The sequence below is a fragment of the Pseudomonas nitroreducens genome, from assembly GCF_010994165.1.
Classification (GTDB): domain Bacteria; phylum Pseudomonadota; class Gammaproteobacteria; order Pseudomonadales; family Pseudomonadaceae; genus Pseudomonas; species Pseudomonas nitroreducens.
In genome coordinates, this window is the sequence record NZ_WMBX01000002.1 from 720,308 (window position 1) to 742,686 (window position 22,379).

Genomic DNA, 22,379 nt, shown 5'->3' on the forward strand with positions numbered 1-22,379 from the left:
CCGCGACCGCAGCCATAGTGACCGGACCTCAACCCCGAGCCCGGAACACCCATGAGCGCCGAAGCCATCGATCTGAACAGCGTGGTGACGCTGGTGGTCCACCACAAGGTGCGCTGCGAAGCCCTGCCCAGCTATGAAGCCTGGCTGCGCCGCACCGTTGCCGCTGCGCGCCAGCAGCCCGGCCACCTGGGCGTGAACGTGATCCGCCCCGACGGCGAAGGCGCGATGTTCACCACCGTGGTGCGTTTCGCCCGGGCCGGCCAGCTGCAAGCCTGGATCGACTCCCGCGAGCGTGCCGAGCTGGTCGCCGAGGTCCTGCCGCTGCTGGAGGAGGGTGACCACCCGCTGATCCACAACGACGCCGAATTCTGGTTCACCCCCGAGCACGGCAACGTTCGCCAGCCACCGAAATGGAAGCAGGCGCTGCTCACCTACCTGGTGATCAGCCCGCTGACCATGGTCATTCCGCCGCTCTGGGGGCCCGCGTTCGAGCGCTTCCCTGTGCTGGCCGGCGTGGTGCCGAGCAACCTGCTGGTAACCCTGTGCATCGTCCTCCCGGTGGTCTATCTGATCATGCCCTGGGTGACCCGGCATTGCGCCGGCTGGCTCAACGCCGACTGATCTTTCCCCTGACTTTCCCCTCACGGGGCGCCCTGGCGCCCGTCCCCACATCGTCCTGCATGGCAGGCAGAGGAGTTTCCATGAGCACTTTCGTCACCCGCGACGGCACCGAGATCTATTACAAGGATTGGGGCAGCGGCAAACCCGTGCTGTTCAGCCACGGCTGGCCACTGGACGGCGACATGTGGGAATACCAGATGCAGTACCTGAGCAGCCGCGGCTACCGCACCATCGCCTTCGACCGCCGCGGTTTCGGTCGTTCCAGCCAGCCGTGGGACGGCTACGACTACGACACCTTCGCCGACGACATCGCCGGCCTGATCGAGCACCTTGACCTGCGCGAGGTCACGCTGGTGGGCTTCTCCATGGGCGGCGGCGACGTCAGCCGCTACATTGGCCGCCACGGCACCTCGCGCGTCGCCGGCCTGGTGCTGCTGGGCGCGGTTACCCCGATCTTCGGCAAGGCCGCCGACTTCCCACAGGGGGTCGACGGGGCTGTATTCGACGGTATCAAGGCCGGCCTGCTGCAGGATCGCGCGCAGTTCATCGCCGACTTCGCCGCGCCGTTCTACGGCACCAACCATGGCCAGAAAGTCTCCGACGGCGTGCTCGCCCAGACGCTGAACATCGCGCTGCTGGCCTCGCTCAAGGGCACCATCGATTGCGTCGGCGCCTTCTCCGAGACCGACTTCCGTGCCGACCTGGCCAAGGTCGACGTGCCGACCCTGGTGATCCATGGCGATGATGACCAGATCGTGCCGTTCGAGACTACCGGAAAGCTGGCTGCCGAACAGATCCAGGGTGCTGAACTGAAAGTCTACGCCGGTGCTCCCCATGGGTTCGCCGTCACTCACACGCAACAACTCAACGAAGACCTGCTGGCCTTCCTGCAACGCTGAGGGTCACGAACATGAGTAACGCAGAGCGCAATGCAGACCTGATCCTGTTCAACGGCAAGCTGCACACCGTCGATCCCGAGCGCCCGCACGCCACCGCCGTGGCCATCGCTGACGGCAAGTTTCTCGTCGTGGGCACCGACGCCCAGGCGATGGCCTATCGCGACGCCTCGACGAAACTGGTCGACCTCAATCGCCGTACCGTCATCCCCGGCCTCAACGACTCGCACCTGCACCTGATCCGCGGCGGCCTGAACTACAACCTGGAGCTGCGCTGGGAAGGCGTGCCGTCGCTGCACGACGCCCTGGAAATGCTGCGCCTGCAGGCACAGCGCACGCCGTCGCCGCAATGGGTGAGGGTGGTCGGCGGCTGGAACGAGTTCCAGTTCGCCGAGAAGCGCATGCCGACCCTCTCGGAGCTGAACCAGGCGGCGCCGGACACCCCGGTGTTCGTCCTGCACCTCTATGACCGCGCGCTGCTCAACCGCGCCGCGCTGCGCGTCGTCGGCTATACGAAGGACACGCCGAACCCGCCCGGCGGCGAGATCGTCCGCGACAGCAACGGCGAGCCCACCGGCATGCTGATTGCCCGCCCCAACGCGATGATTCTCTACGCGACCCTGGCCAAGGGGCCGAAGCTGCCGCTGGAGTACCAGGTCAACTCGACCCGCCAGTTCATGCGCGAGCTGAACCGCCTGGGCCTGACCAGCGTGATCGATGCCGGCGGCGGCTTCCAGAACTACCCGGACGACTACCAGGTGATCCAGCAGCTGGCCGACGCCGACCAGCTCACCGTACGCATCGCCTACAACCTGTTCACCCAGAAGCCCAAGGAAGAGCTGGCGGACTTCCGGAACTGGACCTCCAGCGTGACCTACGGCCAGGGCACCGACTTCCTGCGCCATAACGGTGCGGGCGAGATGCTGGTGTTCTCGGCGGCCGACTTCGAGGACTTCCTCGAACCGCGCCCGGACCTGCCCGGCACCATGGAAGCCGAGCTGGAGCCGGTGGTGCGCCACCTGGTGGAGCAGCGCTGGCCGTTCCGCCTGCATGCCACCTATGACGAGTCCATTTCGCGCATGCTCGACGTGTTCGAGAAGGTCGACCGCGATATCCCGTTCAATGGCCTGCCGTGGTTCTTCGACCATGCCGAGACCATCACGCCGAAGAACATCGAGCGGGTGAGGGCGCTGGGTGGCGGCATCGCCATCCAGGACCGCATGGCCTTCCAGGGCGAGTATTTCGTCGACCGTTATGGCAAGCAGGCCGCCGAGGCCACGCCGCCGATCAAGCGCATGCTCGCCGAAGGCGTTCCCGTCGGCGCCGGCACCGACGCCACCCGTGTCTCCAGCTACAACCCCTGGACCTCGCTGTACTGGATGGTCAGCGGCAAGACCGTGGGCGGCCTGAGCCTGTACCCGGAAGGGCTGTCGCGCGAAGTGGCGATCCAGCTGTTCACCCACGGCAGCGCCTGGTTCTCCAGCGAGCAGGGCAAGAAGGGCATGCTCAAGGCTGGCCAGCTGGCTGACCTGGCGGTGCTGTCGGAGGACTTCTTCAGCGTCGAGGAAGAGGCGATCAAGACCATCGAGTCCGTGCTCACCGTCGTCGGCGGCAAGATCGTCCATGGCGACCGCGAGTTCGACAAGCTGGCTCCGCCGAGCATCCCGGTGGTGCCGGAGTGGTCCCCGGTGGCCACGGTCCCTGGCCACTGGCGCCCGCAGGCCCCGTTGCAGCAGGCCGTGCACCAGTGCGTCGGTTCCTGCGGCGTGCATGGGCACAGCCACGAGCGTGCGCGCACGAAAGACGTGCCGGTGAGCGACTTCGCCGGCTTCTGGGGCGCGTTCGGCTGTTCCTGCTTCGCATTCTGACGGTGTGAGAGTCCGGCCCGCGAGGGCCGGATTGTAATCGTTCATCCAATGGGCGAGGTTCTTTGTAGGAGCGAGCTTGCTCGCGAGTCGCCCTGGAGCGTCACGCCTACGTGAAGCGGGTTCGCGAGCAAGCTCGCTCCTGCACCATCGATGACAACTGCGTCCGTTAACGTCTCCCGCGATGAGGCCTTTGGCCACCCTTCATCGATAGCCTTTTACCGCTTCCGCCAATCGAAAACTGCAATAGCAGCCCGCCCCGTTTGATCTATCTTCTGATGGGTTGTGCGAATACAAGGCGCCAACGATAGGCGCCCCCAAGGAGCCTGCAATGAGTGAAGAAAAGAAAGGTAGCTGCCCGTTCCACCAGACCGCTGGTGGTGGTACTTCCAACCGTGACTGGTGGCCCAACCAGCTGAGGCTGGACCTGCTGCACCAGCATTCTTCCAAGTCCAACCCCATGGGCGAGGACTTCAACTATGCCGAGGCCTTCAAGACGCTCGACCTGGAAGCGGTGAAGGCCGACCTGCGCGCCGTGATGACCGACTCCCAGGACTGGTGGCCCGCCGACTTCGGCCACTACGGCCCACTGTTCATCCGCATGGCCTGGCATGCCGCCGGCACCTACCGCATCGGCGATGGCCGTGGCGGCGCCGGTCGTGGCCAGCAACGCTTCGCTCCGCTCAACAGCTGGCCGGACAACGTCAGCCTGGACAAGGCCCGTCGGCTGATCTGGCCGATCAAGCAGAAGTACGGCGCCAAGCTGTCCTGGGCCGACCTGATCGTCCTCACCGGCAACGTCGCCCTGGAGTCCATGGGCTTCAAGACCTTCGGCTTCGCCGGCGGCCGTGAGGACGTCTGGGAACCGGACCAGGACGTGTACTGGGGCGAAGAGACCACCTGGCTGGGTGGCGACAAGCGCTACACCGGCGACCGCGACCTTGAGAACCCGCTGGCCGCGGTGCAGATGGGCCTGATCTACGTGAACCCGGAAGGCCCCAACGGCAACCCCGACCCGGTGGCTGCCGCCCGAGACATCCGCGAGACCTTCGCCCGCATGGCCATGGACGACGAGGAAACCGTCGCCCTGATCGCCGGCGGCCACACTTTCGGCAAGACCCACGGCGCGGGCCCGGCGGACAACGTCGGGGTCGACCCGGAAGCCGGCGGCCTGGAGAACCAGGGGCTGGGCTGGGTCAGCACATTCGGCACCGGCTCCGGCGGCGACGCCATCACCAGCGGCCTGGAAGTCACCTGGACGTCGACGCCGACGCGCTGGAGCAACAACTTCTTCTGGAACCTGTTCGGCTATGAGTGGGAACTGACCAAGAGCCCGGCCGGCGCGCACCAGTGGCAGCCGAAGAACGGCGCCGGCGCCGGCAGCATTCCCGATGCGCACGACAAGTCCAAGCGTCGTGCGCCGTCGATGCTCACCACCGACATCTCCCTGCGCGTGGACCCGGTCTACGAGAAGATTGCCCGGCGCTTCTACGAAGATCCCGAGGCGTTCGCCGACGCTTTCGCCCGCGCCTGGTTCAAGCTGACCCATCGCGACATGGGCCCGCTGGCCCGCTACCTGGGGCCGGAAGTACCGAAAGAGGAACTGATCTGGCAGGATCCGATCCCGCCGGTCGACCATCCGCTGGTGGACGAGAAGGACATCACTGCGCTCAAGGCCAAGGTACTGGCCTCGGGCCTGTCGATTTCCGAGCTGGTCTCCACGGCCTGGGCCTCGGCCTCCACCTTCCGTGGTTCGGACAAGCGCGGCGGCGCCAACGGCGCGCGCATTCGCCTGGCGCCGCAGAAGGACTGGCCGGTGAACCAGCCGGAGCAGCTGGCCAAGGTGCTCGGCGTGCTGGGCGAAATCCAGGCGGAATTCAACGCCTCCGCTACTGGCGGCAAGAAGATCTCCCTGGCCGACCTGATCGTGCTGGCCGGTGATGCCGCCGTGGAAGAGGCCGCGCGCAAAGGGGGGCACTCCGTCAGCGTACCCTTTGCGCCGGGCCGCATGGACGCCAGCCAGGAGCAGACCGACGTGCACTCGGTGGGCATGCTGGAACCGGTGGCCGACGGCTTCCGCAACTTCCTCAAGTCGAAGTTCGCGGTGCCGGCGGAGGCGTTGCTGATCGACAAGGCGCAACTGCTGACCCTGACCGCGCCGGAAGTCACCGTACTGATCGGCGGCCTGCGGGTGCTCGGCGCCAACACCGGCGGCTCGCAGAACGGCGTGTTCACCACGCGTCCCGGCACCCTGAGCAATGACTTCTTCGTCAACCTGCTGGACATGGCCACGGTCTGGAAACCGACCTCGGACGCCAATGAGCAGTTCGAAGGCCGTGATCGCAAGACCGGCGAAGCGAAGTGGACCGGCAGCCGCATCGACCTGCTATTGGGATCAAACTCCCAGCTGCGGGCGCTGTCGGAGGTCTATGGTTGCTCGGACGGCGAACGCAAGTTCGTCCATGACTTCGTCAAGGCCTGGACCAAGGTGATGAACCTCGACCGCTTCGACCTGCCGCGCTGATCGGGCAGCAACGAGCACAAGGCCCGCGGACGAGCGATCGTTCGCGGGCCTTGTCGTTGTTGCGGGTGCCGGCCGTCGCAAGAGTTTCACAGGCCGGCGGCAGACTGGGCCGCTAATCCGTTACCCAGCCAATGGGGGTTCGCACATGCGCCGTCGCATCATCGCTGTACTGGGCACCTTCGCGCTGGCTGCCGCCAGCTTCACCGCCAGCGCCGCGGAGTCGCCCGGCCGCGCCCTGAGCGAGGCCGCCGGCATTCCGTGGCCGACGGTGATCGCCCACCGCGGCGCCTCCCACGATGCTCCGGAGGAAACCGCACCGGCCTATCTCGCCGCCCGTGATCTGGGCGCGGACTACCTGGAAGCGGACCTGCAGCGCACCAAGGACGGGGTGCTGGTGGCGGTGCACGACGACACCCTGGAACGCACCACCAACATTGCCAAGGTATTCCCTGGCCGCGAAAAGGATCCGGTGAGCCGATTCACCCTGGCCGAACTCAAGCGCCTGGACGCCGGTAGTTGGTTCAACATGGCCTATCCCGAGCGTGCCCGCTCCAAGTACGCGGGTGCGCGCATCCTCACGCTCGATGAATTGATCGATATTGCCGAAGGCGGCGGTGAGACCCCGGGCCTTTACCTGGAAACCAAGGCACCAGGCCAGTTCCCCGGCATCGAGGAGGATCTGCGCAAGGTCCTGGAGAACCGTGGCTGGCTCAATGCTGACGGCGAGCCCCAGGGCAGAATCGTGCTGCAGACCTTCGAGAAGAGCAGCCTGGAACTGCTGCAAAAGAGCATGCCGAAGGTGCCGAAAGTGTTGTTGTTGTGGGTCGGCGACGGCTACATGGCGGCAAAGCAGTCGACCACCTTTGCCCAGTCCGGCGAGAAGATCAAAGCGGACTTCTATGCCAGGCAGGAAGTGAAGTCCAAGGAAGAGCTCTTCGCCTGGCTCGACTGGGCCAAGACCAACGGCGCCCTGGGCACCGGCCCGTCGGCGACCCTTACCGCTCGCGGCGACCAGAGCTACATGGACCTGGTGCAACCCTGGATGAACCAGGCCGCCCATGAGCGAGGCCTGTTTGTGCATGCCTACGCCGTCGACGACGCGGTGGACTTCGACAAGCTGAGCAAGGCTGGCGTGGATGGCTTCTTCACCAACCGCACCGACCAGTTGCTGATGTTCCTCGGCCGGCCACCGAGCCAGGGCGTGGACGAGGTGCTGAAGTCGGTGGGCTATTGAAAGAGGTATTGCGGGAGGGGGACTACACTCGCAGTGGTCTTTCACTTCGTGTCCTTCGTCAGGAGATTCCCATGACTACCCGCAAACTGATTCCCGCGGTCCTCGCTGTCGCACTGCTGCCCTGGTCGCTGGCCCAGGCCGCGTCCCTGGGCGATGTCGCCGGCAGCCTTGGCGGCCTGGGCAACCTTTCCTCGGTCTCTTCCAGCAGCAGTAGCAACGTCGCCGGGGTCCTGGAATTCTGTGCGAAGAACAATTACCTCAATGCCGATGCTGCGACCCAGGTGAAGGACAAACTGCTCGGCAAGCTGCCCGGCAACACCACCACCAGCGACAGCGGCTACAAGGACGGCGCCAAGGGCATACTCACCGGCAAGGACGGCAAGAGCCTCGACCTGTCCGGCAGCGGTATCAAGGAAAAGGTGACCAGGCAGGTGTGCGACAAGGTGCTCAGCCAGGGCAAGTCGCTGCTTTGAGCCGAGCGCCGAATCAGTGAGTCCGCTTCCTTAGAGGGCGACCCTTTCTAGAAGCGGACGTCGTCCGCGATCGGATCACCGGTCACCCCGCGCCTTTGCGCCGAGCGCGTTTTTTCATAACGCACATCGCGCTCATCCAGGCGCGCGGCCAACTGCCAGCCGTGCTTGCGGTAGAAGGCATTGGCGCGAATACCGTCGCCGCCATCGGTCACCAGCCAGATGTTCTCGTGTTCACGGAACAGCTGGTACTCGGCCATGCCCAGCAGTTGGCGGCCTGCGCCGTGGCCCTCGTATTCCGGGCGCACGAACAGCGCGAAGAGTTCTCCTGACGCGATATCCACCATGGCGAAGCCGACGGCCATGCCGTCGATTTCCGCGATCCAAGCACAGGCTGCTGACTGGATGGCCTCGGCCAGCACCGCCGGCGTGATACCCAGCACCGCCATCTGCTCGCGGCTCAAGTGGTTTTCCCGCACGCTGGTGCGAATGTCGAAGAGGCTGTCGATGTCGGCAACGCTGGCGAGGCGGATCGATAGGGGCATGAGGCGCAGTTCCGGATTCAGGAGGCAGAAAAACCGCTGTGGTAGGCGACCTCGCCATTGGCTTTGGAACCGTCCAGCGACAGGGCCATGAAGTACTCCGGCGGCACGCCTTGATAGTGGATCGCCGGGTCCTGACGAAAGCCGAATCGCCGGTAGTAGGCTGGTTCGCCCAGCACCACGCAGCCTTTCGCACCGAGCTTTTCAAGACGCTCCAGTCCGGCGCTGATCAGCGCCGCTCCAAGTCCCAGGCCGTGCAGGTCAGGCCGCACGGAAACCGGCCCGAGCCCGTACCAGCCGATGTCCGCGCCATCCAGGGTGACGGGAGAGAAAGCCACATGGCCTACCACTTGGTCTTCCTCCGTCGCAACCAGGGAAATCCTCAGCGCCCCCGCCGCGCGCAGGGCGTCGACGATGGCGCCTTCGGTGCCGCTGCTGTGCTCGGCCATGGCGAACGCGGCGGTGGTCACCTCGCGAATGATCGCGACGTCTTCGGGGCGTTCAGGGCGAATGGCGTAATCCATGGGACGTGTTCTCGAGTGTTCGTCGGTGGACACTGTAGCGCGTCCCGCACCACGGGATACGGTAAGCTGCGCAGTTTTCCCCAGCGTTCCATGCGGAGAACGATCCATGGAAGACCTCAACACCCTCTATTATTTCACCCAGGTGGTGGAGCAGGGTGGTTTCGCCGCCGCCGGCCGCGCGCTGGACATTCCCAAGTCCAAGCTCAGCCGGCGCATCGCCCAACTGGAGGAGCGTCTGGGCGTGCGCCTGCTGCACCGCACCAGCCGGCTCTGCTCGCTGACCGAGATCGGCCAGGAGTATTACCAGCGCTGCGTGGCCATGCGCATCGAGGCGGAAGGCGCTTCGGAGGTGATCGAGCGCAACCGTGCGGAGCCGCGCGGGCTCGTTCGGCTGGCCTGTCCGACGACGCTGCTCAACTCCTGGGTTGGCCCGATGCTCACCCGCTATATGCTCAAGTACCCGTTGGTGGAACTGTTCATCGAGAGCACCAACCGCCGCGTCGATCTGCTCCACGAGGGCTTCGACATCGCGTTGCGCGTGCGTTTCCCGCCGCTGGAGAACACCGACATGGTGATGAAGGTACTGGGCAACAGTACCCAGTGCCTGGTGGGGCGTCCGGACTTCCTCGAACGCATGGCCGGTGACAGCTCGCCCCTGGGCTTTGGGCAATTGCCCAGCCTGCACTGGGGCGGCATGCAGCGCGAGTACCAGTGGGAACTGTTCAACGACGAGGGTGAGCGCCTGCTCATCTCGCACAGGCCGCGCATGGTTACCGACGACCTGCCGGCCCTGCGCAACGCCGTCCTCGCGGGTGTCGGCATCGCCCATGTGCCGCGGGTAGCGGTGCGCGAGGACCTGTCTGCCGGCAGGCTGGTTGAACTGCTGCCGGGCTGGTCGCCCAAGTGCGGCATCGTCCATGCGATCTTCCCTTCGCGCCGTGGCCTGTTGCCCTCGGTGCGCACGCTGATCGACTTCCTGGCCGAGGAATTCAGCAACAGCGATATGGCCTGAAGCGCCGCGTCGGTGGACAGCGTTGCGTATTGCGCACCGCTGTGTTGCCGTCCCGACCGATTCTGCCCGGAAGGTTGCCGGCATAGTCTGGGGGCACTGTTTCCCGTTCAAGGATTGGTCATGAACTCCGCTTCGACTTCCCACCCGGCTGACCATGCACAGCCGACCCTCTCCTCGGCGATGGTCGCGCTGCTCGCGTTCTGCTGTGGCGCCGTGGTCGCCAACCTCTACTACGCGCAACCCATCGTCGAGCTGATCGCCCCGGCCATCGGCCTCTCCACCCAGCACGCCAGCCTGATCGTCTCGCTGACCCAGTTCGGCTACGCCATCGGCCTGCTGTTCCTGGTGCCGCTGGCGGACCTGTTGGAGAACCGCAAGCTGGTGATCGGTTTCACCCTGGCGGTGGCGCTGTGCCTGGCCGGCGCCGGGTTGGCGAGTGCGCCGTCGGTGCTGCTGGCCTGCGCCCTGCTGATCGGCCTGACCTCCGTGGCGGTGCAGATTCTCGTACCGTTGGCCGCGCATCTGGCGCCGGAGGAGGCCCGTGGCCGGGTGGTGGGCAACATCATGGGCGGCCTGCTGCTGGGTATCCTGCTGTCGCGGCCGGTGTCGAGCCTGGTGGCGGAGGTCTTCGGCTGGCGCGGGGTGTTCCTTGCCGCGTCGCTGCTGATGCTGCTGATCGCCCTGGTGATGGCGATAGCGCTGCCGCGCCGCTTGCCGGCGCACAGCGCCACCTATCCGCAACTGATCGGCTCGGTGTTCTCGCTGGCCCGGCGCTACGCCGTGCTGCGCGAACGCGCGCTCTATCAGGGGCTGCTGTTCGCTGCATTCAGCGCGTTCTGGACCATCGCGCCCATCGAACTGATCCGCCACCACGGCTTCAGCCAGACCCAGGTCGCGCTGTTTGCCCTGGTCGGTGCCGTGGGCGCCGTGGCTGCGCCCATCGCCGGGCGGCTGGCGGATGCCGGCCACACGTTCAAGGGCACCCTGGTGGCCTTGCTGCTGGCGCCATTGGCCTTGTTGCTCGGGGCGCTGCCCGGTGCCGGATGCCTCTGGCTGGTGGTCTGTGCTGTGCTGCTGGATTTCGCCGTGCAGTTGAACATGGTGCTCGGCCAGCGCGAGGTGTACGCACTCGACCCGCATAGCCGCGCACGCCTGAATGCGGTGTACATGACCAGCATCTTCGTCGGTGGCGCGCTCGGTTCGCTGGTCGCCAGCCCGCTGTACGAAACCATCAGCTGGACGCCGTTCGCCATTGGCGTGGCAGTCGTTCCGGCCGTCGCCACCTTGCTCTTCCTGCTCCGCGGCGAGCGCCACGCCTGAGAGCACAGGCGTGCAAGGCGAAGGCGGGGGCGATTGGGTAAACTCCGGGATTTCCCGTTTCCGGAGTCCCGCCATGGACAAACTGCAGGCCCTGTCGATGTTCGTCGAGACCGTCCGTTGCGGCGGCTACTCGGCGGCGGCCCGCAAGCTGGGCGTGGCGACATCCTCAGTGACTCGCCAGGTGGCGGCGCTGGAAGCGGAACTGGGTGCCGCGCTGCTCAATCGCACCACCCGTCACAGCAGCCCGACCCTTGCCGGGCAGGCCTATTACGACAAGGCCGTGGCGATCATCGAGGCGCTGGTGGAGGCCGACGGCCTGGTCAGTGACCGCGGCCGCGAGGCGAAAGGGCGACTGCGGGTCAGCGTACCGGTGGAGTTCGGCCGGCGTGTCATTGCCCCACACCTGGGGCGCCTGCTGGCGCAGTACCCGGAACTGGAGATCAGCCTGTCGCTGAACGACCAGCTCGTCGATCTCCCCAAACAGCAGATCGACCTGTCCGTGCGCCTGGGAGCGACGCTGATCAGCGACGACATCATCAGCCGGCCCATCGGCCGGTTCGATCGCTGGCTGGTGGCGAGCCCCGACTACCTGCGCGGCGCGGGCATGCCCCGGCATCCGCTGGAACTCATGGAGCATTCGTGCCTGCGCTTCGACTACGGCGGCCCGCACGCGACCTGGTCCTGCAGTGACGGCCGGGAAACCTGGGCACTGAATGTGCAGGGGCGGTTGCAGAGCAACAATGCTGACGTTCTCCGGGAAGCCGCCCTGGCCGGCGGCGGTATCGCATTGCTATCCGACTGGCTGGTCGCCGAGGACGTGCGCAGTGGCCGGCTGACGCGGCTGCTGACGGACTACAAAACCTACCCCGGCAGCACGGTGAGCAGCATCAACGCGCTCTACCCGCCGAGCCTGCGCGACTCCAGCCGCATCCGCGTGTTCGTTGCGTTCCTCGAGGAGATCCTCGCGGCTCAGTGAGCGTCCGCACTGGGCTGCGTGGGCGGGGCGATCTTGCGCATCAGCGGCACCAGCAGCAGCGTCACCGCAAAACAAGCGCCCACCAGCAGGAAGGCATCGGCGAAGGTCAGTGTCTGCGCCTCGCGCCAAGTCAGGTCCCACAGGTGTTTCAGCGCCTGTTGCGAGGGTTCGCCATTGAGGTCCATGGACGGTGCCAGCCACTGGTTGAGCGCCTCGTTGCTGCTGTTCAGGTGCTCCGCCAGGCGCAGGAAGTGCAGGTTGGCGCGGTCGTTGAGCACCGTGGCGCAGGCAGCGATGCCGATGGCGCCACCGAGGTTGCGCATCAGGTTGAACAGCCCGGAAGCGAGCTTCAGGCGTTCCGGGGGCAGCGAACCGAGCGCCAGTGTCACCGTGGGCGCCACGCAGAACTGCTGGGCCATACCGCGCAGGGCCTGCGGGAACATCAGCTGCGCCGCGCCCCAGTCGTGGGTCAGCGGGGCGAATTCGTACATCGATAGCGTGAACATCACCATCCCCAGCAGCAGGATCCAGCGCAGGTCGACGCGCCGCGCAAGGGCGGCGTAGAGCGGGATGCTCATGATCTGGAAGATCCCGGTGGAGAAGATCGCCAGGCCGATGTCCAGCGCGCCGTAGCCGCGCACACGGCCGAGGAACAGCGGCGTGAGGTAGATGGTGGCGAAGATGCCGATGCCAGTGACGAAGCTGAACAGGCAGCCGAGGGCGAAGTTGCGTTCCTTCAGGGCGCGCAGGTCGACGATGGGGTGCGCTGCGGTCAGGCTGCGGTAGATGAAGGCGATGCCGCACAGTGCGGAGATCCAGGCGGTGGCGCGGATGGTGTCGTCGCTGAACCAGTTCCAGCGCGGACCTTCCTCCATGGTGTATTCCAGGCAGCCGAGGAACAGCGCCATCAGCAGGATCGCCGGGTAGTCGGCGCCCTTGAGCAGCGACAGGTCGGGCTTGTCGATGCGCACCATGATCGGCACCACGATGGCGACGAACAACCCTGGCACCAGATTGATGTAGAACAGCCAGGGCCAGGAGGAAATATCAGTGATCCAGCCGCCGACCACCGGGCCGAGGGTCGGCGCGAGGGAGGCGATGGCGCCGATGGTGGCAGCGACAATCACCCGCTGCTTGCCGTCGAAGTAAAGGAAACCGGTGGTGAACACCATGGGGATCATCGAGCCACCGAGGAAGCCCTGCAGTGCGCGGAAGGCGATCATGCTCTGGATATTCCAGGCCATGGCGCAGAGCAGGCTGGTGAGGGTGAAGCCCAGCGCCGACGCGGCGAACAGCCAGCGTGTGGACAGCACCTTGGACAGCCAGCCGGAGAGCGGGATGACGATGATCTCGGCGATCAGGTAGCTGGTCTGCACCCAGGCCAGTTCATCGGCGCCGGCCGATAGTCCGCCACCGATGTCGCGCAGCGAAGCGGAGACGATCTGGATGTCCAGCAGGGCGATGAACATGCCCAGGCACATGCAGGCGAAGGAGATCACCTTGCGCCCGGTGGAAAGACTTTCCACCGGCACCACCTCGTTGCTCCAGAGGCTCACGGCCGGTTGCTCTGGGCGACGCGCTGGTCGGCATCGCCATGGTCATGGGCACGGGTATCCACTTCCACCAGCACGGAAAGGCCGGGGCGCAGGTTGCCGAGGCGACCGTCGGCGTCGTCCAGGTGCACGCGTACCGGCACGCGCTGGACGATCTTGGTGAAGTTGCCGGTGGCGTTCTCCGGCGGCAGGATGCTGAACTGCGCGCCAGTGGCCGGAGCGAGACTGTCCAGGTGGCCATGGAAGACCTTGCCGGGAAGGATGTCGGCCTCGATGGCCACCGCCTGGCCAGGCTGCATGCGGGCCAGTTGGTCCTCCTTGAAATTGGCATCCACCCACAGGCCCTGCGCGGGGACGACGGCCAGCAGTTGCGTACCGGCGGCGACATAGCTGCCGACCCGTGCGCGGCGGTTGCCGATGTAGCCGTCCACCGGGGCGCGCAGCTCGGTGTAGCTCAGGTTCAGGCGTGCCAGGTCGCGGGCGGCGATGGCTTGCTCCAGGGCGGCCTGGGCCTGCTGCCGCTGGCTCTGGATCACGTCGAGCTGACGGCGTGCGGCGAGCAGGCTGGCGCGAGCCTTGTCGCTGTTGGCGCGGGCGGATTTGAAGCTGGCGTCGGCGCGTTGCGCGGCTTCCACCGACACGGCATTGGTGCGCACCAGGGTGGCGTAGCGGTGCTGGTCGTCGCGGGTGCGCACTTCCTCGGCAGCGGCCGCGTCGATCTCCGCCTGGCTCTGGCGGATCAGCGCGTCCTGCAGCGAGGCCCGGGCATCGACATTGGTCAGCGCCGCTTCCTCGGCATGCACGGCGCCGTCCGCCTTGGCCAGCGCGGCGCGGTAATCGCGATCATCGATGCGCGCCAGCAGATCGCCGGCATGCACCAACTGGTTGTCGCTCACCTTCAGCTCGGCGATGTAGCCGGCGACGCGTGGGCTGATCACCGTTACGTCGCCGCCGACATAGGCATCGTCGGTTTTTTCCAGGAAGCGACCGTCGAGCCACCAGTGTCCGGCGTACGCGCCCGCGCCGAGGATGGCAGCCGCTGCGACAGCGAGCTTGAGGGCCTTGCGCGACTTCGGTCTTGCCGTGTCGACGGCCGGCGTGGCGGGAATTGTGACGGGCTGGTTCATGGCGGCCTCGCTCAGGCGTGATCGGCTTGTGGGATGTGGGCAGGGACGAGTTGGTCGCCGTCGCGGCGATGGATCTGGTGCTGCGGGCCGATGGCTTCGCCGCTGTCGGCGTCCACCAGGGCGATACGCACTGGCCGGCCCGTGCGGGTGTCCACCAGTTCGGCGGCGCTGGCCTTGCCGGCGTGGCGCTTGCCCCACTGCAACAGGGTGAGCAGCACCGGGCGCAGGTCGCGGCCACGATCGGTGAGCAGGTATTCGAAGCGCGGCGGATGGTCGTTGTACTGGCGGCGCTGCAGCAGGCCGCTGTCCACCAGTGCGCGCAGCCGACGGGTGAGGACGTTGCTGGCGATGCCCAATCGTGCGAGGAACTGGTCGAAGCGCGTGGAGCCGTAGAAGGCTTCGCGAAGGATCAGCACGTTCCAGCTGTCACCGATCAGGTCCAGCGCCTGGGCCACGGGGCAGGGGAGGTTTTCGAAGCTGGATCTGCGCATGTCGGCCTCTCTTTACATGAATATCGTCATCTAATCGGGCCGCCTTGCTACGGGCCTGGCAGGGCGTCAGGCCAAAGGCGGCTAGAAAGATTATGGTTGTAATCTAATGGGGTCGCTTGCTTTGCGCAAGTGACTTATCGACGGGAAAGGGGCGCGGGGATGAGCGGTACGCCGAGGAGATATCACCGCTGCGGAAAGAGTTGCCCAATTCTGCGGAAGTTGCCCGGAGAAATCTTGGGAAGTTGCCCTGAAACCATCTTTGGAAGAGTTTGAAATTGGCCAGGAGAATTATCCGGGAATGGCCTGGAACACTTGTTCCATAACTTTCCTGCAGGCAAAAAAAAGGCCGCCTGGGGAGGCGGCCAAACCAAAGGATGATGAAGTGGAGCAATCCTCCGGACGCTCTGGAGCGGGCATCCGGGACTCATGTTCTTCATCGGGGCGCAAGCTTAATAGCGATAGCGACAAATGCTTAATCATTCGTCTCGATATCGACTATCGACAAGGCTGGTTGGAGGGCGAGGCGGCGGATTGTTATCTCTTCGCTCGCTCTGCCTATGGCGGGGAAACATAAGAAAGTTATTCAGGATTCAATCGATACGCCTGCCAAGACAAGTCCAACAAAGGGGTAGAAGATGTCTGCTTTCCGTCTTTCCATGCTGGGGGCGATCGTCGCCGGCATTCCGTTCCAGCTGGCGCATGCCGCCGCCGTTGCCGATCAGTCCGAAGCCACCGGCTTCATCGAAGGCAGCACCGCCTCGCTGCTGATGCGCAACTACTACTACAACAGCGACCGCAAGTCCGGAGACCGGGACCGCAAGGACTGGACCCAGGGCTTCACGCTGAACTACAGCTCGGGATTCACCCAGGGTACCGTCGGTTTCGGCGTGGAAGCCTTCGGCAACTGGGGTATCCGCCTGGATGGCGGCGCCGGCACCTCCGGCACCGGCAACCTGCCAGTGCGTGACGATGATTCGCCGGAAGGCGAATACGGCCGTGCCGGGGGCGCCGTGAAGCTGCGCGTGTCCAAGACCGAGTTGCGCTGGGGCGACCTGCAGCCCACCGCGCCGGTATTCGCCGCCGGCGGCACGCGCCTGTTCCCGCAGACCGCTACCGGTTTCAACGTGCTCAGTAGCGAGATCGAGGGGCTGGACCTGGACGGCGGCCACTTCACCGGCGGCAATGGCCCGGTGACCACCAACGGCGACCATGGCATCTGGGCCTCCTATGCCAACGTCGAGGCCAGCAGCATCGACTACGTGGGCGGCAAGTACGCGGTCAACGACGCGCTGAATTTCTCGCTCTACGCCTCCAAGCTGGAGGATGTGTGGCGTCAGTACTACGGTAACGCCAACTACACGCTGCCGCTGACGGACGATCAGTCGCTGAACTTCGATTTCAACATCTACCGCACCAACGACGACGGTAGCGCCAAGGCCGGCGAGATCAGCAACACCACCTGGTCAGCCGCCGCCGCATATACATTCCTTACCGCACACACCCTGACGCTGGCTTACCAGAAGGTCCACGGCGACACGCCGTTCGACTACGTGGCCTTTGGGGTCAACGGCCCGGGCGACACCGGTGACTCGATCTTCCTCGCCAACTCCATCCAGTACTCGGACTTCAACGGTCCGGAGGAGAAGTCCTGGCAGCTGCGCTATGACCTGGCGATGGCCACCTACGGCATTCCCGGCCTGAGCTTCATGGCCCGTTACGTCAACGGCCACGGTATCGACGGCACGAAAATGGCTGCCGATAGCCAGTACCGCGGTTATGGCTACGGCGAGGATGGCAAGCACCACGAGACCAACCTGGAAGCCAGGTACGTGGTGCAGTCCGGGCCGGCGAAGGACCTGTCCCTGCGCCTGCGCGAGGCGATCCACCGTGGTAATGCCGACCAGGTGGAAGGCGACGTCAATGAGTTCCGCCTGATCGTCGACTACCCGCTGTCGATCCTGTAACGCCAGTGCGCACCTTGGAGGACACCGCGGAACATCCGTAGGGCCGCATAACGCGCCAGCGTTATCCGCCGTTAGTTGGCTGGCGGCGGATAACCTGTTCCAGGTTATGTGCCCTTCGAGTGCGGCCCACTGCAAGGCTGTGGTGCTGAAGTGAGCGGGCGGGGCGCTACAATCGGCGCTCCGTTCCCGTCCCGCGAGAAGAGTCGATGTCCGAAGAAGAGCGCCGCATGCAACTGATCGATGGCCTGGTGGGCAAGCTGCAATTGCTGATCGACCGGCCGGGTGTGCCGCCGCAGGGCATCGCGCTGATCAGCCATCCGCAGCCTTTGCTCGGTGGCAGCCCGAGGCACCGTGTGCCGCTGACCCTTTCGCGCAAGCTCTGCGGCGCCGGCTGGCTGACCGTGCGGCCGAGCTTCCGTGGCGTGGATGGCAGTGAAGGCGAGTACGCCGAAGGCATCGGCGAGGCGCAGGACATGCTGGCGGTGATCGCGCACCTGCGTGGCGAATACCCCGGCCTGCCGTTGGCGCTGGTGGGCTTTTCCTTCGGTGCCTATGTGTTCGCCCGCGTTGCCAGCGAACTGTCACCGCCTGCGCAGGCCATCGCGCTGATGGGCTTGCCGGTGGGAACGGTCCCCGGCGGCCGCGACTACGAAGCACAGGCGCTGCCGGCCGACTGCCTGCTGCTGCACGGCGAGGCGGACGAAATGGCGCCGCTGGCCAACCTGCTGGACTGGGCGCGGCCGCAGCAGCGCGAAGTGGTGCTCTATACCGGCGCCGACCATTTCTTCAAGGGCTGCCTGGAGCGCGCTGTGGAGCGGGTACTGGAGCACCTGACCCGAGCCATCAGCTGAGTGCGGACCGCCCCAGTTCACGCAGATACGACCACGGGTAGATCCCGCGGTCATGGCCGTCGTCGAACACCAATTGCACGCCGTAGCCCTGCAGGTTCAGCTGTTGCAGGACAACGCCGGCCTTCACCAGCTCGATGCGACCTTGCAGCCGCGCGGCCCGGCATTGCGAACAGGGGCAGGCGCCGCGCAGGCGGGTGAAGGCAATGCACTGCTCGACGCCGTCGTCCCAGCGGATGCGCAGTTCGCCGTCTGCGCTGGAGCGATGCAGCGCGACCGGCGTGTTCATGTGTTCTGTCCCAGTTGAGCGAGGGCGATGCGCACGGCCTTGCGGACTTCCGGATCGCCGTCCTGCTCGGCGTTGCGCAGTGCCTCGATCGCATCGCCGCTGCCCAGTTCGCCCAGGGCCAGCGCGGCTTCCTTGCGCAGGTTGCTGATGCCGTGGCCGAGCACGACCTTCAACCCTTCCAGCGCCGGCAGGTAGCGCAGCTTGCCCAGCGAACGGGCAGCGCGCAGGCGAACCTGCCAGAAGTCGTCTTCGAGTGCCTGCACCAGCGCTTCGCCGGCTTCGGGCAGGGCGAGTTTGCCGAGGGTGCCGGCGGCTTCCTCGCGCACTTGCCACGCCGGATCGGCCAGGGCGGCCTGCAAGGCCGGCAGCACGCTGGCGTCGATGGCCAGGCCAAGGGCGCCGGCGGCGGCGCGGCGGACCTCGGCGTCCGGGTCGTCGCGGGTCAGCCGGGCCAGGTGCGGCAGGGCGTCGGTGCGTTTGAGCCAGCCGAGGATGCCCACGGCTTCGCGGCGCACGCCGGCATCGCAGTCCTGCAGCGCGGCGCGTGCCGGTTCTGCAGCCGCTTCCAGGCGCAGCTCGCGCAAGGCGCGCAGGGCGCTGCGGCGGACGAAGATTTCGCTGTGCGCTGCCCAGGGCAGCAGGCGTACGCCGGCCTCGGCGGTCTTCAGCTCGCTGAGGCTCTGGGCGGCGGCTTCGCGCACGTCCTCGGCGCGGTCGGCAAGGGCCTGGCAGAGCGCGTCCACCACGTCGGGCTCTTCCCAGGCTTCCAGCAGGCGCGCGGCTTCGGCACGCACGTTGGCGGCGGCGTCATGGGTCAGCGCATGGGCGAGCCAGGGGAGGCCGTCAGGGTCTTCAAGGTCGGCCAGTTCGATCAGGGCAATGCGGCGCACGCCGGCGTCGGCATCCTGGAGACGCGGTTGCAGGTCGAGGATGTCGGGATTATCGGTAGTCAGGCTGAAGTCGGTCATATGGCGAATCGCGGTATCCGTTGTGGAGTGGGCAGCCCCAGCGGCGTCAGGCGCGGCAGCTGGCGGCCGTCTTCGTGGCGCAGCAGTTCCAGGCAGTGACGCTTGAGGCGGGAGAATTCCGGGCTGGTGAGCAGGTCGGCGTGGCGTGGGCGCGGGAAGTCGAGGCGGATGTCTTCGAGGATGCGCCCGGGGCGCGGGGTCATCACCAGGATGCGGTCGGCGAGGAACAGCGCCTCGTCGATGTCGTGGGTGATGAACAGCACGCTGGTGCGCAGGCGCGTCCAGATGTCCAGCAGCAGTTCCTGCATCATCATCCGCGTCTGCGCGTCGAGGGCGCCGAAGGGTTCGTCCATCAGCAGCAGGCGTGGCTGGTTGATCAGCACGCGGGCGATTTCCACGCGTTGCTGCATGCCGCCGGAGAGCTGCGACGGCCAGCGATTGGCGAAGCCGTTCAGACCGACCAGCTGGAGCATCTCGTCGGCCTGGCGATGGCGTTCCGCACGGGGCACGCCGCGCATCTTCAGGCCGAAGGCGACGTTGTCGCGCACGCGCCGCCAGGGCAGCAGGGTGTGGTGCTGGAACACCATGCCGCGCTCGGGCGAGGGGCCGGCGACAGGACCAGCGTCCACTTCCAGTTTGCCGGCGCTGGGCGCCAGGTGGCCGGCAAGGGCACCGAGCAGGGTGGACTTGCCGCAGCCGGACGGGCCGAGTACGCAGACGAATTCGCCGGGTTCGATGGAGAAGCTCAGGGAGTGCACGGCCTCGAAGGCGTCGCGGCCGCTGCCGAGGTGGATCGACAGGCCGTCGACGCGCACGCGCCCCGGTGCGCTGGCGGGCAGGGTCATGGCTTGCCTCCGGCCTGGCGCTGCCAGGGTGTGACGAGGCTGCCGAGCTGGCGCACCAGCAGGCTGGTGGCCATGCCGAGCACGCCGATCAGCAGCATGCCGACGACGATGTCGGGGTAGTTCTGCAAGGTGTAGGACTCCCAGGTGTAGTAGCCGATGCCCCATTGGCCGGAGATCATTTCGGCGGTCACCAGGCAGAACCACGAGGTGCCCATGCCGATGGCAAGACCGGTGACGATGCTCGGCGCGGCACCCGGCAGCACCACCTCGCGCAGCAGCGCCAGGCGTCCGGCACCGAGGCTGCGGGCGGAGGCGAGCAGGCGCGGGTCCACCGCTTCCACGCCGTGGATGGTGTTGAGCAGGATGGGGAACAGTGCGCCGGTGAAGGTGATGAAGATCATCGACAGCTCGGAGCTGGGGAACATCAGGATCGCCAGCGGAATCCACGCCACCGCGGGGATCGGCCGCAGCATTTCCAGCGGCGGCAGCAGGCTGTCGCGCGCCCAGCGGCCACGGCCGATGAGCAACCCCAGGGCGATGCCGGCGAAAGCCGCCAGCAGGTAGCCGGCGAGTACCCGCAGCAGGCTGCTGCCCAGGTGGCGGCCGAGCTTGCTCGATTGCGCCAGGTTCCAGGCCGCTTCCAGCACATCACGCGGGCCGGGCACGTTGGCGAAGGTGACCACGCCGAGGTTCACGTGGCGCGCGCTGAGCACCTGCCACAGCGCCAGGCAGACCAGCAGCGAGGCCAGGCGCAGGCTCCAGCGGGTGAGGGTGGTGGTGTTCATCATCGTTCTCCGTCGAGCCCCGGTGCGCGCGGCACCGGGGCTGCACCTCAGCGGCTGGCGACCGCCTGCTGGCTGGCAGCGGCGAAGTCGGCGACCTCCCCGCCGTGTTGGCGGGCGAAGGCGTCGGCCTGTTCGCGCAGCAGGAAGGCGTCCAGCGCGCCGTCCTTGCCACGCACGAACCAGGCCTGGCTGGCCAGCAGCTTGATGCCGCTGTCGCTGGCCTGGGCGTAGACGGCGCGGATGTCCTTGCCTTGCTGCTTCAGCTCGGCGAGTTGCCCCAGCGCTTCACTGGCGGTCGCGTAGCTGCGCACCTTCGGTTCGCCGCGCACCCAGATCTGCGCGACCTTGCGCGTATCGCTGATCGGCTTGTCGGTCAGAACGTCGTTACCCAGCAACGGCTGCTGCGCGTAGTTCTTCAGCGCGGCGTCGTAGTCGGCGCCGGAGGCCTTGAAGGCGGCGCGGATGTAGCGGTCGTCGACGAACTGCTCGACGTTCAGGCCGCGGTCGGCCTTCTTCAGCAGCTTCAGGGTGTCGATGGCGGTGGTGACGGCCTGGCGGTATTCGGGCTTCCAGGTCAGGTCGCGGGTCTGCAGGCCGAGCGGGCCGTGGAACAGGTAGTTCACTTCGGCGGGAATGCCGGCGACCTTCTCGATCAGTTCGCTGTATTTCTCCGGGTCTTTCGCCAGCAGTTGGTTGGCTTCATAGGTGGCGCGCAGGTAGGCCTCGACGATTTCCGGGTACCGCTGCGCGTAGTCGGCTTCCACCAGCGCACCGTGGAAGGTCGGCGCCTTGGCCTGGGAGCCGTCGTAGATCTTGCGGGCGATGCCACGGCTCTCGAACAACTCGGCGAAGGGCACGAAGTCGGCATGGGCGGCGATCTTGTTGGCCTGTAGCGCGGAGCCGGCGACTTCTGGCGGTTGCGCGATGATGGTGACGTCCTTCTCCGGGTCCCAGCCCTGCGCGGCGATGGCGCGCAGCAGCAGGCCGTGGGCGGTGGAGGCGAAGGGCACGGAGATGGTCTGGCCCTTGAGTTCGGCCAGCGACTGCACCTTGGACGAGGCGGGCACGACGATGCCGTTGCCGCTGCCCTCGATGCTCCCCGAGAGCACGCTGATGAACAGGCTGCGCTTTCCGGCCGCCTCGTGGGCGACGCCGTTGAGCGAGCCGGGGAAGTCGGCCATGGCGCCGAAGTCGAGCTTGCCGGCGAGCATCTCGTTGGTCAGCGGCGCGCCGCTGGTGAAGTTCTTCCACTGCACGTCGTACTGCGCGTCCTTGTACTTGCCGTCGTGCGGCAGGTACTTGTCGAGCAGGCCGAGTTCGCGGATCAACAGGCCGCCGGCGGCGCAGTTGATGGTGGTGTCCTGGGTGCCGATGGCGACGCGGATGGTCTCGCCGTGGGCGGTGATACTGGCAATGGCGAGCGCGAGGCCGGCCAGGGTAGTGCGCAAGGTCATGGGTGTTCCCCTCGAATCATGAGTGTTGGAATCGTCTCCGCCGCAGGCCTTGCGGTGGGAAACGAGGGGCG

General features: G+C 66.3%; 22 protein-coding genes. 12 read left to right on the top strand and 10 right to left on the bottom strand.

Going from position 1 to position 22,379, the window contains the following annotated elements:
* Positions 1-51: 51 nt before the first annotated feature.
* The 6 genes from GJV37_RS11205 (at position 52) to GJV37_RS11230 (ending at position 7,613) form a co-directional block, all read left to right on the top strand.
* Complete coding sequence (locus GJV37_RS11205) at positions 52-621, top strand: putative antibiotic biosynthesis monooxygenase (RefSeq protein WP_024762847.1); 570 nt, start codon at positions 52-54, stop codon at positions 619-621.
* 80 nt (positions 622-701) lie between these two features.
* On the top strand, positions 702-1,520 hold the full coding sequence (locus GJV37_RS11210) for an alpha/beta fold hydrolase (protein ID WP_037009685.1): 819 nt from the start codon (positions 702-704) through the stop codon (positions 1,518-1,520).
* 11 nt (positions 1,521-1,531) lie between these two features.
* The gene (locus tag GJV37_RS11215; RefSeq protein ID WP_193452476.1) at positions 1,532-3,385 is read left to right on the top strand and encodes an amidohydrolase; all 1,854 of its coding nucleotides are present in this window, start codon (positions 1,532-1,534) and stop codon (positions 3,383-3,385) included.
* Between the two features lie 328 nt (positions 3,386-3,713).
* Positions 3,714-5,906, top strand: a complete 2,193-nt coding sequence (gene katG / locus GJV37_RS11220) for a catalase/peroxidase HPI (RefSeq protein ID WP_065084812.1) — start codon at positions 3,714-3,716, stop codon at positions 5,904-5,906.
* A gap of 145 nt (positions 5,907-6,051) precedes the next feature.
* Entirely contained in the window at positions 6,052-7,140 is a 1,089-nt protein-coding gene (locus GJV37_RS11225; RefSeq protein WP_170858682.1) for a glycerophosphodiester phosphodiesterase, read from the top strand.
* A gap of 71 nt (positions 7,141-7,211) precedes the next feature.
* Entirely contained in the window at positions 7,212-7,613 is a 402-nt protein-coding gene (locus GJV37_RS11230) for a YjjA family protein (RefSeq protein ID WP_024762852.1), read from the top strand.
* A gap of 47 nt (positions 7,614-7,660) precedes the next feature.
* Here GJV37_RS11230 and GJV37_RS11235 read toward each other — a convergent pair whose 3' ends face one another.
* Both GJV37_RS11235 and GJV37_RS11240 read right to left on the bottom strand, forming a co-directional pair.
* Positions 7,661-8,155, bottom strand: a complete 495-nt coding sequence (locus tag GJV37_RS11235; protein ID WP_170858683.1) for a GNAT family N-acetyltransferase — start codon at positions 8,153-8,155, stop codon at positions 7,661-7,663.
* A 17-nt stretch (positions 8,156-8,172) separates the two neighbouring features.
* On the bottom strand, positions 8,173-8,676 hold the full coding sequence (locus GJV37_RS11240; protein ID WP_170858684.1) for a GNAT family N-acetyltransferase: 504 nt from the start codon (positions 8,674-8,676) through the stop codon (positions 8,173-8,175).
* A 106-nt stretch (positions 8,677-8,782) separates the two neighbouring features.
* Between GJV37_RS11240 and GJV37_RS11245 the strand changes: the two genes are divergently transcribed.
* The 3 genes from GJV37_RS11245 to GJV37_RS11255 all read left to right on the top strand — a co-directional run bounded on the left by GJV37_RS11245 (position 8,783) and on the right by GJV37_RS11255 (position 11,984).
* Positions 8,783-9,688 carry a LysR substrate-binding domain-containing protein gene (locus GJV37_RS11245; RefSeq protein WP_170858685.1) on the top strand — a complete coding sequence of 302 codons (906 nt, stop codon included), beginning with the start codon at positions 8,783-8,785 and terminating at the stop codon, positions 9,686-9,688.
* Positions 9,689-9,808: 120 nt separating this feature from the next.
* Positions 9,809-11,008 (top strand): MFS transporter, encoded by a 1,200-nt coding sequence (locus GJV37_RS11250; RefSeq protein WP_084357749.1) that lies wholly within the window; start codon positions 9,809-9,811, stop codon positions 11,006-11,008.
* A 73-nt stretch (positions 11,009-11,081) separates the two neighbouring features.
* Positions 11,082-11,984 carry a LysR family transcriptional regulator gene (locus tag GJV37_RS11255; RefSeq protein ID WP_037010157.1) on the top strand — a complete coding sequence of 301 codons (903 nt, stop codon included), beginning with the start codon at positions 11,082-11,084 and terminating at the stop codon, positions 11,982-11,984.
* Here GJV37_RS11255 and GJV37_RS11260 read toward each other — a convergent pair.
* The 3 genes from GJV37_RS11260 to GJV37_RS11270 form a co-directional block, all read right to left on the bottom strand.
* Complete coding sequence (locus tag GJV37_RS11260) at positions 11,978-13,465, bottom strand: DHA2 family efflux MFS transporter permease subunit (RefSeq protein ID WP_205345940.1); 1,488 nt, start codon at positions 13,463-13,465, stop codon at positions 11,978-11,980. The genes GJV37_RS11255 and GJV37_RS11260 overlap by 7 nt on opposite strands.
* Positions 13,466-13,536: 71 nt before the next feature.
* Positions 13,537-14,664, bottom strand: coding sequence for an HlyD family secretion protein (locus GJV37_RS11265; RefSeq protein ID WP_193452477.1), 1,128 nt, complete (start codon positions 14,662-14,664; stop codon positions 13,537-13,539).
* Between the two features lie 11 nt (positions 14,665-14,675).
* A complete protein-coding gene (locus tag GJV37_RS11270; RefSeq protein WP_065084818.1) occupies positions 14,676-15,155 on the bottom strand; it encodes a winged helix-turn-helix transcriptional regulator in 480 nt (159 codons plus the stop codon).
* A 259-nt stretch (positions 15,156-15,414) separates the two neighbouring features.
* On the opposite strand from GJV37_RS11270, the gene GJV37_RS11275 reads away from it, so the two are divergent.
* The 3 genes from GJV37_RS11275 to GJV37_RS11285 all read left to right on the top strand — a co-directional run bounded on the left by GJV37_RS11275 (position 15,415) and on the right by GJV37_RS11285 (position 17,970).
* A complete protein-coding gene (locus tag GJV37_RS11275) occupies positions 15,415-15,729 on the top strand; it encodes a hypothetical protein (protein ID WP_193452478.1) in 315 nt (104 codons plus the stop codon).
* A 61-nt stretch (positions 15,730-15,790) separates the two neighbouring features.
* Positions 15,791-17,119: an OprD family porin gene (locus tag GJV37_RS11280; RefSeq protein WP_193452479.1), complete on the top strand. Its 1,329-nt coding sequence runs from the start codon at positions 15,791-15,793 to the stop codon at positions 17,117-17,119.
* A gap of 206 nt (positions 17,120-17,325) precedes the next feature.
* The gene (locus tag GJV37_RS11285; protein WP_170858689.1) at positions 17,326-17,970 is read left to right on the top strand and encodes an alpha/beta hydrolase; all 645 of its coding nucleotides are present in this window, start codon (positions 17,326-17,328) and stop codon (positions 17,968-17,970) included.
* On the opposite strand, the gene GJV37_RS11290 is transcribed toward GJV37_RS11285, so the two are convergent.
* The 5 genes from GJV37_RS11290 to GJV37_RS11310 are packed head-to-tail and all read right to left on the bottom strand — an operon-like array spanning position 17,963 to position 22,308.
* Positions 17,963-18,256 (bottom strand): gamma-butyrobetaine hydroxylase-like domain-containing protein, encoded by a 294-nt coding sequence (locus tag GJV37_RS11290; RefSeq protein ID WP_037010165.1) that lies wholly within the window; start codon positions 18,254-18,256, stop codon positions 17,963-17,965. The genes GJV37_RS11285 and GJV37_RS11290 overlap by 8 nt on opposite strands.
* Positions 18,253-19,224: a HEAT repeat domain-containing protein gene (locus GJV37_RS11295; RefSeq protein ID WP_193452480.1), complete on the bottom strand. Its 972-nt coding sequence runs from the start codon at positions 19,222-19,224 to the stop codon at positions 18,253-18,255. Before GJV37_RS11295 ends, GJV37_RS11290 begins: the two co-directional genes overlap by 4 nt.
* On the bottom strand, positions 19,221-20,069 hold the full coding sequence (locus tag GJV37_RS11300; RefSeq protein WP_170858691.1) for an ABC transporter ATP-binding protein: 849 nt from the start codon (positions 20,067-20,069) through the stop codon (positions 19,221-19,223). Before GJV37_RS11300 ends, GJV37_RS11295 begins: the two co-directional genes overlap by 4 nt.
* Positions 20,066-20,854: an ABC transporter permease gene (locus GJV37_RS11305; protein ID WP_170858692.1), complete on the bottom strand. Its 789-nt coding sequence runs from the start codon at positions 20,852-20,854 to the stop codon at positions 20,066-20,068. Before GJV37_RS11305 ends, GJV37_RS11300 begins: the two co-directional genes overlap by 4 nt.
* 47 nt (positions 20,855-20,901) lie before the next feature.
* Positions 20,902-22,308 carry an ABC transporter substrate-binding protein gene (locus GJV37_RS11310; RefSeq protein ID WP_170858693.1) on the bottom strand — a complete coding sequence of 469 codons (1,407 nt, stop codon included), beginning with the start codon at positions 22,306-22,308 and terminating at the stop codon, positions 20,902-20,904.
* Positions 22,309-22,379 lie beyond the last annotated feature (71 nt).